The organism is Streptomyces sp. AHU1 (genome assembly GCF_045343905.1).
Taxonomy (GTDB): domain Bacteria; phylum Actinomycetota; class Actinomycetes; order Streptomycetales; family Streptomycetaceae; genus Streptomyces; species Streptomyces triticiradicis.
This window is the reverse complement of the sequence record NZ_CP174283.1, coordinates 1,634,668-1,648,277: the sequence shown is the minus strand read 5'-3', so window position 1 is coordinate 1,648,277 and position 13,610 is coordinate 1,634,668. Positions and strand designations below refer to the sequence as shown.

Genomic DNA, 13,610 nt, shown 5'->3' with positions numbered 1-13,610 from the left:
ATCGGATTGGTAAAGAACACCGGTCACGTCTGTTCTCAGAGACCTCACAGCCGAAAGGATCCTCGTACCAATCACCATGAGGTACGGGGAGGTCACACTTGAGGTCCAAGAGACCGACGAAACGGGTGGCGGCGTTCGGCTCGGCCGGAGTGCTCGTCACGGCGACCCTGATGGCCGGAGCCGTCGCGGCGCCCTCGGCCACCGCCGACTCGTGGCACGGCCACGGACAGAGCCGTGAGCAGCACGGAGCGGCCGTCGCCGCCGAGCGGGCCGCCAAGGCCGGGATCGACTGGAAGGACTGCCCGGCCGACTGGGGCTTCGAGAAGCCGATCCAGTGCGGCTGGGTGAGTGTGCCGCTGGACTACGCGCACCCCTACGGCAAGCAGCTCAAGCTGGCCGTCGACCGGATCGGGAACACCGGTACCAAGGAGGAGCGCCAGGGCGCGCTCGTCTACAACCCCGGCGGCCCCGGCGGCTCCGGCATGCGCTTCCCGCGCCGTGTCACCACCAAGAGCCCCCTGTGGGCGAACACCGCCAAGGCGTACGACTTCGTGGGCTTCGACCCGCGCGGCGTCGGCCACTCGGCGCCCATCTCCTGCATCGACCCGCAGGAGTTCGTCAAGGCGCCCAAGGCGGACCCGGTCCCGGACTCCGAGGCCGACAAGCGGGCCCAGCGCAAGCTGGCCGCGGAGTACGCCGACGGCTGCGCCGAGCGCAGCGGCAAGGCCGTGCTGGCGCAGATGACCACGCCCAACACGGCACGCGACCTCGACGTCATCCGGGCCGCGCTCGGCGAGAAGAAGCTCAACTACCTGGGCGTCTCCTACGGCACCTACCTCGGAGCCGTCTACGGCACGCTCTTCCCGGGGCACGTGCGCCGGATGATCGTCGACAGCGTCGTCAACCCGTCGCGCGACAACATCTGGTACCAGGCCAACCTGGAGCAGGACATCGCCTTCGAGGGCCGCTGGAAGGACTGGGAGGACTGGGTCGCCAAGAACGACGCGACCTTCCACCTCGGTGACACCCGCGCCAAGGTGCAGGACCAGTGGCTGAAGCTGCGCGCCACCGCGAAGAAGGCCCCGCTGGGCGGCGTCGTCGGCCCCGCCGAGCTGATCTCCTTCTTCCAGAGCGCCCCGTACTACGACTCCTCGTGGGTGCCGACCGCCTCGGTGTTCAGCAAGTACGTCGCCGGTGACACCCAGGCGCTCGTCGACGCCGCGTCCCCCGACCTCACGGACACGGCGGGCAACATCTCCTCGGAGAACGGCAACGCCGTGTACACGGCCGTCGAGTGCGCCGACGCGAAGTGGCCCACCAGCTGGAAGAAGTGGGACCGGGACAACACCAAGCTCAACGCCCAGTACCCGTTCATGACCTGGGCCAACGCGTGGATGAACCTGCCGTGCGCCACCTGGCCGGTCAAGCAGCAGACCCCGGTGGAGGTGAAGACCGGCAAGGGCCTGCCCGCCGTCCTCATCGTCCAGTCCACCAATGACGCCGCCACCCCGTACCAGGGCGCCGTCGAACTGCACAAGCGGTTCAAGGGCTCCCGCCTGATCACCGAGCAGGGCGCGGGCTCGCACGGCGTGACCGGTCTGGTCAACCCGTGCATCAACGAGCGGGTGGACTCCTACCTGCTCACCGGCAAGACGGACGCCGCCGACGTGACGTGCACCCCGCACGCCACTCCGAAGCCGTAGTCCCGACAGCACGAGGGGGCGGCCGGGCATCCCGGCCGCCCCCTTCGCCGCGCGGTGCGCGCGTTCGTGCGGGCCGCGTCAACTCATCGGCATCCGGGGGAACCTGCGCCCCGACTCGGCCTTCGCCGCGGCTTCCTCGGCCTTGACGACGGCCGCGTACCGGTCGACGTACTCCTGCTCGGACAGAGCCAGGATCGCGTACATGATCTCGTCGGTGATGGCGCGCAGGACGGCCTTCTCGCCCTCCATCCCGGCGTAGCGCGAGAAGTCGAGGGGCTTGCCGAACCGGATCGTCACGGGGTGGATCCGCGGGAGCTTCCGGCCCGGGGGCTGGGCCTCGAAGGTGCCGATCATCGCGCAGGGAATCACCGGGGCCTGGGCCCGCAGGGCCATCACCGCGACGCCGACCTTGCCCTTGTACAGCCGCCCGTCGTGCGAACGGGTGCCCTCGGGATAGATGCCGAGCAGCTCGCCCTTGCGCAGCACGCCGAGCCCCTCGCGGATCGCGGCCTGGCCCGCTTCTTTGCCGGAACGGTCCACCGGGATCTGCCCGATGCTGCGGAAGAAGGCGGCCGTCAGCCGCCCCTTGACGCCCGGACCGGTGAAGTACTCGGCCTTCGCGAGGAAGGTGATCCGGCGCTTCAGGATGGCCGGCATCAGAAAGTGGTCCGCGAAGGACAGGTGGTTGCCCGCCACGATGGCGGCACCCGACGACGGTATGTGCTCAAGGCCCTCGATCCGAGGCCGGAAGACCAGCCTCAACAGTGGACCCAGAAGCACATATTTGAGCACGTGATAGAACACTGGGGCACTCCCTCTTTTCCCCTGGGGAGCGATCAGTGTAGGCGCGGCCGTCGCCGGGCGTAACCGCTGCGGTGTCACTCTCTGTGGCCTCTTGGCCGGTATCAGACCCCTTGCGTCAGAACTTTCTCCAGAGCCCCGAGAGCCGACTGGAGTTCCTCGGCCGTGACGGTGAGCGGCGGCGCCAGCCGGATGGTCGAGCCGTGGGTGTCCTTGACCAGAATCCCCTCGTCCATCAGGCCCTGGCTGATCTCCCGGCCCGTGCCGATGGACGGGTCGATGTCGACGCCCGCCCACAGCCCCCGGGCGCGGAAGCCCTCGACGCCCCGGCCCACCAGGGCCGTCAGCCCGTCCCGCAGCACCGCGCCGAGCTCGGCGGCCCGGCGCTGGTACTCACCGGTCTCCAGCAGGCCCACGACCGCCGAGCCGACCGCCGCCGCCAGCGGATTGCCGCCGAACGTGGAGCCGTGCTCACCCGGACGCAGCACGCTCAGCACGTCCCGGCGTCCGACGACCGCGGAGACCGGCACGATGCCGCCGCCGAGCGCCTTGCCGAGCAGCAGCAGGTCGGGCACGACCGACTCGTGCTCCACCGCCAGGGTGGTGCCGGTGCGGCCGAGGCCGGACTGGATCTCGTCCGCGACGAACAGACAGCCGGTGCGGCGGGTGAGCTCGCGGACGCCGGCGAGATAGCCGTCGTCCGGGATGATCACGCCGGCCTCGCCCTGGATGGGCTCGATCAGCACCGCGGCCGTCGTCTCGTCGATCGCCGCCTCGAGCGCGGCCAGGTCGTTGTACGGCACGACCCGGAAGCCGGGCGTGAAGGGGCCGAAGCCGGTGCGGGCGCTCTCGTCGGTGGAGAAGCTGACGATCGTGGTCGTGCGGCCGTGGAAGTTGCCGGCCGCCACCACGATCGTGGCCCGGCCGGGCTCGACACCCTTCACCTCGTACGCCCATTTGCGGGCCACCTTGACGGCGCTCTCCACCGCCTCGGCGCCCGTGTTCATGGGCAGGACCATGTCCAGGCCCGTCAGGGCGGCCAGGGACTCGGCGAACCCGGCCAGCTGGTCGTTGTGGAAGGCCCGCGAGGTCAGGGTGAGCCGGTCCAGCTGGCGGTGCGCCGCCTCGATCAGCACCGGGTTGCGGTGGCCGAAGTTGAGGGCCGAGTAGCCCGCCAGCATGTCGAGGTAGCGGCGCCCCTCGACGTCCTCGACCCAGGTGCCCTCGGCGCGCGCGACGACCACGGGCAGCGGGTGGTAGTTGTGCGCCAGGACGGGTCCCTCGGCCCGGATCAGTTCCTCGGAGCTGCGCGCGACGGCGCCGGCGGACGTGGTGGCGCGGGCGGGAGCGGTCATGAACGGATCTCCTGTGTGCAGCACTTGATGCCGCCGCCGGCCTTGTGGAGCTCCGACAGGTCGACGGGGACGGGGACGTAGCCATGGGTCACGAGCTGGTCGGCGAGGGCCTCGGCGCGCGGCGCGATGAAGACGTGACGGCCGTCCGAGACGGAGTTGAGGCCGAAGGCGAGCGCGTCCTCACGGGTGGCGAGCACCGCGTCCGGGAACAGCCGACCGAGCACCTCGCGGCTGCCGGGCGAGAAGGCCTCCGGGTAGTACGCGATGTTGTCGTCGTCGAGGACGAACAGCGCGGTGTCCAGGTGGTAGAAGTGCGGGTCCACCAGGCGCAGGCCGATCACCGGGACGCCGAAGAACTCCTGGACCTCGCGGTGGGCCTCGGGCGTGGTGCGGAATCCCGTACCGGCGAGGATGTAACGGCGCGTCGGGACGAGATCGCCCTCGCCCTCGCACACCGACTCGGGACGGTAGACGTCGAAACCGGCCGTCTTGAACCAGGTCTCGTACGCGGTGGACTCGGGGCGGCGCTCGGGCGCGTGGAAGGACGAGCCGAAGACACGGCCCTGAAGGACGAGCGCGCAGTTCGCGGCGAAGACCATGTCGGGAAGGCCGGGGACCGGCTCGACGGAGTCGACGGTGTGGCCGTGCGCGCGATAGGCGCTGATCAGCGCCTGCCATTGGTCGCGCGCGAGATCGACGTCCACGGGGGTGTCGGGACGCATCCAGGGGTTGATCGCGTACTGCACGGCGAAGTGTCTGGGTTCGCAGACGAGGAAGCGCCGGGAGCGCGGCACACGGCTTTCGGACACAGAGAGGTTCCTCCGCTTCCTGCGGTGTCATCTGGTGGGATGTCTCCACGGTAAGAAGCGGGGGACAGGCACGACAAGCGAGAAGAGCTGCGCGTATACGCAGTACTGCTGCGTGATCGGCGGGGTCAGCGCACGTTTCCTGCGTCGTCCGGGGCGGCGTGGGTCGCCCCCGCCTCAGGGGCCTCGGGCAGCAGATGGGACAGCACCATGTAGCTGATCGTCTTCCGGATGAACGGCTCCACCCGGATGCGCTCCAGGACCTCCTCGAAGTGCTCCACGTCGACCGCCCGTACGTGCAGCAGCGCGTCCGCGCCCCCGGTCACCGTCATGGCGGCGGTGATCTCCGGATGATTGCGCACCACCTCCGCGAGCCGCCGGGGCGGCGCCGCGCCCTCGCAGTACACCTCCACGTACGCCTCCGTGCGCCAGCCGAGCGCCGCGGGCTTCACCGTGGCCGTGAACCCGGTGATCACACCCGTCTCGCGCAGCCGGTCGACCCGGCGCTTGACCGCCGTCGCGGACAGTCCGATCGCCGCGCCGATCTCCGCGAAGCTCGTCCGGGCATTGGCCATCAGGGCAGTGATGATCTTGCGGTCGAGCTCGTCGAACATCGCGGGCTTGCTGTTCATGGCGGCACTGTATCCAGCCGCGACCGCCGGCCGGCCGGGCGCGACGGCCGTGTCCGGCACATGTCCAGCCGTGCGAATCACTCCTACACTCCACTCTCATGCTGCGCGCGCTCGCCGTCGACGACGAACGACCCTCCCTCGAGGAACTGCTGTACCTGCTGAACGCCGACCCCCGGATCGGCAGCGCCGAGGGCGCGGGCGACGCGACCGAGGCGCTGCGCCGGATCAACCGGGCCCTGGAGAGCGGCCCCGGCGGACCCGAGGCGATCGACGTCGTCTTCCTCGACATCCACATGCCCGGCCTCGACGGGCTCGACCTGGCCCGGCTGCTCGGCGGGTTCGCCCAGCCGCCGCTCGTCGTGTTCGTCACCGCCCACGAGGGATTCGCCGTGCAGGCCTTCGACCTCAAGGCCGTCGACTACGTCCTGAAGCCCGTACGCCGCGAACGGCTCGCCGAGGCGGTCCGCAGGGCCACCCAACTGCGGGACACCACACCCCTGATACCCGTCCACGAGCCCGACCCCGACCACATATCCGTCGAACTCGGCGGCGTCACACGCTTCGTGGCCGTCGAGGACATCACGCACGTGGAGGCCCACGGCGACTACGCCAGGCTGCACACCGCGCAGGGCAGCCACCTGGTGCGCATCCCGCTGTCCACCCTCGAGGAGCGCTGGCGCTCCCGCGGTTTCGTCCGCATCCACCGGCGCCACCTCGTCGCCCTGCGGCACATCGGCGAACTCCGCCTGGACGCGGGCACGGTGAGCGTCCTGGTCGACTCCGTCGAACTCCAGGTCAGCCGTCGGCACGCCCGCCAGCTGCGCGATCTGCTGCTGCGCCGGACCACGAGCTGAGGAGCGCCACGTGCCGCAGGACCCCGCCGAACGCCGTGTCGTCGTCACCGGAGCGCCCCGCCGCGCGCGCCGCGCCTCCGGCTACTACCGGCCGAGGACCGAGATCGACGAACAGACCACGCTCGGCCACACCTACGTACGCTCCCTGATGCGCAGTCAGCTCCGGGCCGCGTGCGTCACGTTCGCCGTCCTGGTCCTGCTCGTCGGACCACTGCCGCTGGTCTTCGCCGCGATGCCCGACGGCGCCGCCCTGGAATGGGCCGTCCTCGGCTTCTGCCTCTACCCGCCGCTGGTGCTGCTCGCCCGCTGGTACGTACGGCGGGCGGAACGCAACGAGGAGGACCTCGTGCGCCTGGTCGAGGACCGCTGAACCGTGGACGAGAACTACTCCGTTCCCGCCGTCGCCCTCGTCGTCCTCGCGACCGTCCTGGTCGGTGCCTTCGGGCTGCGCATCTCCCGGACCACCTCCGACTTCTACGTCGCCTCGCGCACCGTCGGCCCCCGGCTCAACGCGGCCGCGATCAGCGGCGAGTACCTCTCCGCCGCCTCCTTCCTCGGCATCGCCGGTCTGGTGCTCGTCCAGGGACCCGACATGCTCTGGTACCCCGTGGGCTACACCGCGGGCTATCTCGTGCTGCTCCTGTTCGTCGCGGCACCCCTGCGCCGCTCCGGCGCCTACACCCTGCCCGACTTCGCGGAGGCCCGGCTCGGCTCCCAGGCCGTCAGACGGCTCGCCGGGGCCTTCGTGGTCGGCGTGGGATGGCTCTACCTCCTGCCCCAACTGCAGGGCGCGGGGCTGACGCTGGCGGTCCTGACCGACGCGCCCGACTGGTTCGGCGGGGTCCTGGTCGCCGTCGTCGTGGTGGCCACGGTCGCCGCGGGCGGCATGCGCAGCATCACCTTCGTCCAGGCCTTCCAGTACTGGCTCAAGCTCACCGCCCTGCTCGTCCCCGCGCTCTTCCTGGTCCTCGCCTGGCAGTCCCACGGCGCCCCCCGCGACGTCTTCGAGGAACCGCCGGCCTTCCGCGAACAGCGCCTCGTCCGGATCGACGCGACGCTCGACCTGAAGCTGTCCCGGCCGCTCACCGTCACCGCGACCGGTACCGTCGACGGCCGGCGGTACGAGGACGCGCGCGTCCGGCTCCCGCGGGGCACCCACCGCATCGACGGCGGCACCCGGCTGACCTTCGCCCGGGGCACTCCGGTCCCGGCGGCCGAACGGGGCGGCGGCGACGCCCTGGCGGCCTCACCGGCCGCCGGGCGCGAGGAACGCCCGCTCTACGCCACCTACGGACTGATCCTCGCCACCTTCCTCGGCACGATGGGCCTGCCCCACGTCGTCGTCCGCTTCTACACCAGCCCGCACGGCGTCGCCGCCCGCCGCACCACCGTCGTCGTGCTCGGCCTGATCGGCGCCTTCTACCTCCTGCCGCCCGTCTACGGGGCCCTCGGCCGGCTGTACGCCCCCGAACTCAGCCTCACCGGCGACGCGGACGCCGCCGTGCTCCTGCTGCCCGACAGGATGATCGGCGGAGTGGGCGCGGACCTGCTCGGGGCGCTCGTCGCGGGCGGCGCCTTCGCCGCGTTCCTCTCGACGGCCTCCGGACTGACCATGGCGGTCGCGGGCGTGCTCACCCAGGACGTGCTGCCCGCCCGCGGCGTACGGCACTTCCGGCTCGGCACCGTCCTCGCGATGGCCGTGCCGCTCGCCGCGAGCGTGCTGGTGGGCGGACTGCCCGTAGCCGACGCCGTGGGCCTCGCGTTCGCCGTGTCCGCGTCCTCCTTCTGCCCGCTGCTGGTCCTCGGCATCTGGTGGCGGCGGCTCACCCCGCTGGGGGCGGCGGCCGGGATGCTCGGCGGCGGGGGCGCGGCACTCGTCGCCGTCGGCGCGACCATGGCCGGCTATCCGGGGACGGCGGGCCCGCTGCGCGCGCTGCTCGCCTGGCCGGCCCTCTGGTCGGTGCCGCTCGGTTTCGTGACCATGGTGCTGGTGTCGCTGGCCACCGCCGACCGCGTACCGGCCGGGACGGCCGCGATACTCGCCCGCTTCCACCTCCCGGAGGAACTCATGGAGGGTCAGGTCCGGACGGCGGCCGGCGGGACGGTGAGCGGGTGAGCGGCTTCGTCGCCGGGCTGTGCGTGGCCGTACTCCCGTTGCTGGCGGCCGGGTTCTGGCTCGGCAGACGTACCGCGCGGCCCGAGAACCTCGGAGGGCTCGGCACCCCGGTCGAGCACGCCACCTTCCAGACCCTGCACACCGCCTCGCTCGCCGCGCCCCCGCTGCGCGCCGGACTCACCGAGGAGACGGCCCGCCGGTCCGCCCGGCGGCTGCGCACCCTGCTCGGCACGGACGCCCTGTGCCTCACCGACCGGGAGACGGTCCTCGCCTGGGACGGCGTCGGCGCCCATCACCGCACCGAGGTCGTGGAACGTCTCGGCGGCCCGCTGGAGACCGGCCGGGGCGAGGCCTTCCGGCTCACCTGCGACGAGCCCGACTGCCCGCTGCGCTGGGCCGTCGTCGCCCCCCTCACCGTCGACGAACGGGTGCACGGAGCGCTCGTCGCCTGCGCGCCCCGGGAGTCCGCGGTCCTCGTTCGCGCCGCGGGCGAGGTCGCGCGCTGGGTCTCCGTCCAACTGGAACTGGCCGACCTCGACCGGTCCCGGACACGGCTGATCGAGGCCGAGATCAAGGCGCTTCGAGCCCAGATATCCCCGCACTTCATCTTCAACTCGCTCGCCGTGATCGCCTCGTTCGTCCGCACCGATCCCGAGCGCGCCCGCGAACTGCTCCTGGAGTTCGCCGACTTCACCCGCTACTCGTTCCGCAGGCACGGCGACTTCACCACCCTCGCCGACGAACTGCACGCCATCGACCACTACTTGGCGCTCGTCCGGGCCCGCTTCGGCGAGCGGCTGTCCGTCACCCTGCAGATCGCACCCGAGGTACTGCCGGTCGCGCTGCCCTTCCTCTGCCTCCAGCCCCTGGTGGAGAACGCCGTCAAGCACGGGCTGGAGGGCAAGACCGACAAGAGCCACATCAGCATCACGGCGCAGGACGCCGGTGCCGAGGCGCTCGTGGTCATCGAGGACAACGGCGTCGGCATGGACCCCGAGCGGCTGCGCCGCATCCTGTCCGGGGAGGTCGGCCCCTCCGGGGGGATCGGACTCTCCAACGTCGACGAACGGCTGCGCCAGGTGTACGGCGACGATCACGGTCTGGTCATCGAGACCGCGGTGGGAGCGGGGATGAGGATCACCGCCCGGCTCCCCAAGTACCAGCCCGGCGTCCACTCCGCGGCCGGGCGCCCCCGGCAGTGAGCCGCCCCGGCCACCGTCACGGCCGGGACCGGCTCCTTAGGGCCGGGATCAGGTGCTGTGGGAGACCACCATCCCCAGCGTGATCAGACCGAGCACGACCCAGCCGAACCACAGCCAGCCGTTGCTGCCCAGCGCCACCGTGTAGGCCGTCACCGCGACGAGCCCGCCCACGGTGAGCACCCCCATCGTCTTCGTCGAACCGGGCATCGCAACACCCTCCTCCAGGCGGGTCCGCGACGCGGGCCGTGGCCTTCGGGGCCATTTTCACCCGGAGGGAGTCACATCGCCAGAGCCGTGCCGACTACCGGGTCCCCGGCGACGGGCGCTGCCCCTTCTCGACGAAGCAGACCACCAGGCGGTACGGCCGGGCCCACACCCCCACGCTGCGCACGCCATGGCTCCAGTACGACGAGGGGTCGTAGTCGTACCGATCCGGTGGCGCGTCGAGCGCGCACTGGTCGTTCGCCTGCTCCAACGGGTCCGTCCCGAGGGGGTGGGCGCCGAGGTGGGTGATCTCGACGACCTTGCCCACCTCCTTCCCGTCGCAGGCGACCAGTTCGAAGTGCGTACCGACACGGGCCTCTCCTCCCACATGGCCCAGACAGTCGCCCCGCTGCATCTGGGTCGCGTCCGTGAAGGTCATCCCGTCCTCGCGCAGGTCCCCGAGCGGACCGAACACCGGGCCGTGCACGCCCGCGAGCAGACAGGCGACGGTACCTCCGGTGGTGCCGAAGCCCTCCCGGGTGGGCACGACGGCCATGCTCCTGACGTTCCACGCGAGCTTGTGGGCGGTGTCCCTGGTCCGTTCCGCGCACCGTCGCGCACCGTCACGGCGGGCCGCCTCGAACGAGGGCGCCCTGTACACCGCCATCACCTGGGCGTCGGGACCGTGGTGACAGCCCGGGTCCAGTGTCAGCCGCGGCACGTCGGTGGTCCTCGACAGGGCCGGTTCGCCGAGGACGCAGTCGCCCCGGCGCAGCGGTTCGGTGAGTCCGACCGCGTCGCCGTACGGCAGCCGGGCCACCCGGTGCGCCTCCGCGTACCAGACGACCACACCGGCCGTCAGCGCGAACGCGAGCAGGGCCGCGGCCACGGCCCGCAGGGCGTACGGCGGCTTTCGCCGGCGCCGCCCCGGAGGGCCGGGGACCGGGGCGGGCGGGGCTCCGTACCAGGGCGGCCCATGGCCCTGCCCGGGCGCCGGACGGTGGAACCCCTCCCAGGGTGTGGCCGTGCCGGAGTCCCGGTCATGGCCCACGGGCGCGTACGGGCCGTACCCCTCGGCCGTCGGCGGGTGTCCGTGCTCCTCGGCCGGTGCCGGGTACGCGTGCCCCCCGGCCGTGGGCGGGTACCCGTACCCCCTGCCCGTCGGCGGGTACGGGCCCGGGGCGGGGGAGTGTCCCGCCGGTACGGCAGGCCCCTGGTCCTGCGTCGGCCCCTGGTCCGGGGCCGGACCGTACGCGGCCGCGCCCTCGGCCGACGGATGCGCACCCGGCAGGGCCCGGCTCCGGTCCTCCGCCGGGCCGGACGCCCCGAAGGACCCGTCGAACGTGCCGAGCCCCGACCACGGCGGCCGCGAGCCCGGGTCGAGACGGGTCGGGGGATGGGGCCCCGGCGTGAGGATCCCGGCCAGCGCCGACGCGGTGTCCTCGGCGGACAGCCGGAGGGCGGGATCCTTGGCCAGCAGCGCCTCGACGACCGGCCGCAGGGCACCCGCCCGAAGCGGCGGAGGGGCCTCCTCCAGGACCACGGCGGTGAGGGCGGCGAGATCGGTGTCCCGGTCGAACGGCCCGTGCCCCTCCACCCCGAAGTACAGGGTGCAGCCCAGTGAGAACAGGTCGGCCGCCGCTGTCGGCGGACCTCCCGTCGCCCGCTCCGGGGCCAGATAGCCGGCCGTGCCCACCAGCACGGACGTCTGGGTCCAGCGCGTCTCCGGGGAGTCGGGCTGGACCGAGATGCCGTAGTCGGTGAGCAGGACGCGGGCTTCCGGGTTCCCGCTGCGGTCCGGGGCGAGCAGGATGTTGGCGGGTTTCACGTCCCGGTGCATGATGCCGTGCTCGTGCCCGGCGGTCAGGGCGTCGAGCACCGCGACGCCGATACGGGCGCAGGCGTCGGGGGCGAGGGGGCCGCTCCGGGCGACCCGGTCGCGCAGGTCCACCGCGCCGGCCACGTACTCCATCACGATCCACGGCAGGCCCTCGTGCTCCAGCACGTCGTGGACCGTCACGACGTGCGGATGCCCCCGCAGCACCGCCGCGTGCCGGGCCTCGGCGCGGGCCCGCGCCGTCCGCGACTCGTGGTCCGCGCCGCTCCCGGGGGAGTCGGGGAACCTGATCTCCTTGAGCGCGACGTCGCAGTCGAGCCGCTGGTCGTGCGCGAGCCACACGTGGCCCATCCCGCCCGACCCGACCCGGTCCACGAGCAGGTACCGGTCGGCGATGAGCCGGCCCACGCCCGACCGGGGCGGCACCGGCGCCATCAGGTCACACCCCCCGCGGACGCGGACGGCCCCGCGGGGCCACCGGCGCCCGCGGAGCCGGTCTCGCCGGTCTCGCCGGTGGCGGTGCCGGCGGAGCTCGCGAGGGTCTCGCCGTCCGTGGGACCGGTACCGGTCCCGTCCGTGGCGGTCGGGCTCGCGGTGGCGGACTCCGTGCCGGCGGGTTCCGTGGTGGTGCCTTCCGTGGTGCCCGTCGTGGTCCCGTCCGTGCTCCCCGTGGTCTCACCGGTGGTCTCGCCACCGGTGGTGGCACCGTCCGTGGTCCCGGTGGTGCTCCCGTCCGTGGTCCCGGTGGTGTTTCCGGCGGTCCCCGAGCCGGACTCGCTCGTGTCGGTCCCGCCCGTGTCGGTCCCTCCCCCGGTGGGAACTCCGGGGGAGGTCCCCGCGTCGGTGCCGGACGTGTCCGGGCCCGGTGTCAGGCCGCCGGTGTCCGTGGGGGTGCCCGGGGTCCCGTCGTCGCCCGTGCCGGACACGGACAGCGTCACCTGGCTGCCCCATTCCAGGGCACTGCCCCCGGCGGGCCGGGACGAGGTGACCCGGGAGTCGTCCGGGGGCAGGGAGGCGCCGTCGAAGGCGAGGGAGAGTCCGGCCCGCGCCAGCCGTTCGCTCGCCTCGGCGAACGTCAGGCCCGTGACCGACGGCACGGTCGTCTCCTTCCGCGCGTCGAACGACGTGTCCTTCTCGCCCTCCGTGCCCAGCGGGCGCGAGATCCCCCGGCCGGGGTCGTCGACGTCCACCAGGCGGAGCCGGTGGAGGGGTTCCTTCCCGGGCGGCGGCTCGACCACCACGATCCGGTCCTCCCGGAAGCCGGACCATTTCCTGTTTCCGCCCTTGAAACCCACCGAGACCTTTTTGATGTCCGCCTTGGAGGGGCGCAATGGATTGCCGCAGGAGCACTTCACCGCGGGCAGCCCCCGGCGGTCGACCAGAACGGCGATTCCGGACTGGAGCAAGGATTCGAAGGGGACGGCCTTGCCGTGCTTGTAGGCGTGATTCGTCACGAGGGTGTCGTGACGCAGGACGACGGGTGTGAGCCGGTCGACATATCCGGAGATCCCGTCCGGCCGGATATCCAGGACACGCGCCCATTCCCGCGCCCTGGCGGAGTTCTCGGGGTCGGTGAGGAATTCCTTGAGCCGCGCGACGGCACAGGTGCCGGGCCGGGCCGAGCCGCCGAAGTCGGGGGCGGTCCCGCCGGTCCTGTCCGGTCCCGGTGTCCCGTCGCTCCCGCCGCCGGTGCTTCCGCCCCGGTCGCCGGTGCCGCCACCACCGGGTTCGCCCGGAGCGTCACCTCCGGCCGTCCCCCCGTACAACCCCGGGCTGTTGCTGGCCTGCACCCCGCCGACCGGCCGGGCCGGCCGTGCGCCGGTGGCGTCCTTTCCGAGTGTGCCGTCCTCCTCGAAGAAGGGATCGGCCTGCGAGACCCCCGCGGCCACGGCACGAATGGCGAACAAATGGTCGGATTTTCCGCACCCGCTGACGATCAGTGCGGAAACCAGTAGCAGGACCGTCCGGCGTGCCGCCGATAATCCGGCCCTTCGCATGGATGCGCGAAACGTCATGACCGCTCCCCCTTGCGATTTCCCCCTGGACTCCGCGGTCCGGAGAGCGGACGCGGAGCTTCACCTCCATGCTACTGAATGGAAA

The 13,610-nt window shown here is 72.3% G+C and carries 12 protein-coding genes; 5 read left to right on the top strand and 7 right to left on the bottom strand.

The features are described from left to right. Positions 1-98: 98 nt before the first annotated feature. The gene (locus tag ACICHK_RS07515) at positions 99-1,703 is read left to right on the top strand and encodes an alpha/beta hydrolase (RefSeq protein ID WP_406836309.1); all 1,605 of its coding nucleotides are present in this window, start codon (positions 99-101) and stop codon (positions 1,701-1,703) included. 78 nt (positions 1,704-1,781) lie between these two features. Here ACICHK_RS07515 and ACICHK_RS07510 read toward each other — a convergent pair whose 3' ends face one another. From ACICHK_RS07510 to ACICHK_RS07495, 4 genes are all read right to left on the bottom strand, one after another. Beyond that, positions 1,782-2,507, bottom strand: coding sequence for a 1-acyl-sn-glycerol-3-phosphate acyltransferase (locus ACICHK_RS07510; RefSeq protein WP_151470521.1), 726 nt, complete (start codon positions 2,505-2,507; stop codon positions 1,782-1,784). 101 nt (positions 2,508-2,608) lie between these two features. Then, positions 2,609-3,859 carry an ornithine--oxo-acid transaminase gene (gene rocD / locus ACICHK_RS07505; protein ID WP_406836308.1) on the bottom strand — a complete coding sequence of 417 codons (1,251 nt, stop codon included), beginning with the start codon at positions 3,857-3,859 and terminating at the stop codon, positions 2,609-2,611. After that, the gene (ddaH, locus tag ACICHK_RS07500; protein ID WP_406836307.1) at positions 3,856-4,668 is read right to left on the bottom strand and encodes a dimethylargininase; all 813 of its coding nucleotides are present in this window, start codon (positions 4,666-4,668) and stop codon (positions 3,856-3,858) included. The genes rocD and ddaH overlap by 4 nt, the downstream gene beginning before the upstream one ends. 125 nt (positions 4,669-4,793) lie before the next feature. After that, positions 4,794-5,297 carry an Lrp/AsnC family transcriptional regulator gene (locus tag ACICHK_RS07495; RefSeq protein ID WP_151470518.1) on the bottom strand — a complete coding sequence of 168 codons (504 nt, stop codon included), beginning with the start codon at positions 5,295-5,297 and terminating at the stop codon, positions 4,794-4,796. Between the two features lie 98 nt (positions 5,298-5,395). Here ACICHK_RS07495 and ACICHK_RS07490 point away from each other — a divergent pair, with 98 nt between their 5' ends. From ACICHK_RS07490 to ACICHK_RS07475, 4 genes are read left to right on the top strand one after another with little or no spacing between them, the layout of a single operon-like run. Further along, positions 5,396-6,151: a LytR/AlgR family response regulator transcription factor gene (locus ACICHK_RS07490; RefSeq protein ID WP_406836306.1), complete on the top strand. Its 756-nt coding sequence runs from the start codon at positions 5,396-5,398 to the stop codon at positions 6,149-6,151. A 10-nt stretch (positions 6,152-6,161) separates the two neighbouring features. After that, complete coding sequence (locus ACICHK_RS07485; RefSeq protein WP_151470516.1) at positions 6,162-6,521, top strand: hypothetical protein; 360 nt, start codon at positions 6,162-6,164, stop codon at positions 6,519-6,521. Positions 6,522-6,524: 3 nt separating this feature from the next. Then, positions 6,525-8,267, top strand: coding sequence for a cation acetate symporter (locus ACICHK_RS07480; RefSeq protein ID WP_406836305.1), 1,743 nt, complete (start codon positions 6,525-6,527; stop codon positions 8,265-8,267). Continuing rightward, positions 8,264-9,469, top strand: a complete 1,206-nt coding sequence (locus ACICHK_RS07475) for a sensor histidine kinase (RefSeq protein WP_406836304.1) — start codon at positions 8,264-8,266, stop codon at positions 9,467-9,469. The genes ACICHK_RS07480 and ACICHK_RS07475 overlap by 4 nt, the downstream gene beginning before the upstream one ends. A 48-nt stretch (positions 9,470-9,517) precedes the next feature. Here the strand turns inward: ACICHK_RS07475 and ACICHK_RS07470 are convergent, their stop codons facing one another. From ACICHK_RS07470 to ACICHK_RS07460, 3 genes are all read right to left on the bottom strand, one after another. Further along, positions 9,518-9,676 carry a hypothetical protein gene (locus ACICHK_RS07470; RefSeq protein ID WP_167455624.1) on the bottom strand — a complete coding sequence of 53 codons (159 nt, stop codon included), beginning with the start codon at positions 9,674-9,676 and terminating at the stop codon, positions 9,518-9,520. A gap of 94 nt (positions 9,677-9,770) precedes the next feature. Beyond that, positions 9,771-11,945, bottom strand: coding sequence for a protein kinase domain-containing protein (locus ACICHK_RS07465; protein ID WP_406836303.1), 2,175 nt, complete (start codon positions 11,943-11,945; stop codon positions 9,771-9,773). Then, positions 11,945-13,417 (bottom strand): DUF6777 domain-containing protein, encoded by a 1,473-nt coding sequence (locus ACICHK_RS07460; protein WP_406836302.1) that lies wholly within the window; start codon positions 13,415-13,417, stop codon positions 11,945-11,947. Before ACICHK_RS07460 ends, ACICHK_RS07465 begins: the two co-directional genes overlap by 1 nt. Positions 13,418-13,610 lie beyond the last annotated feature (193 nt).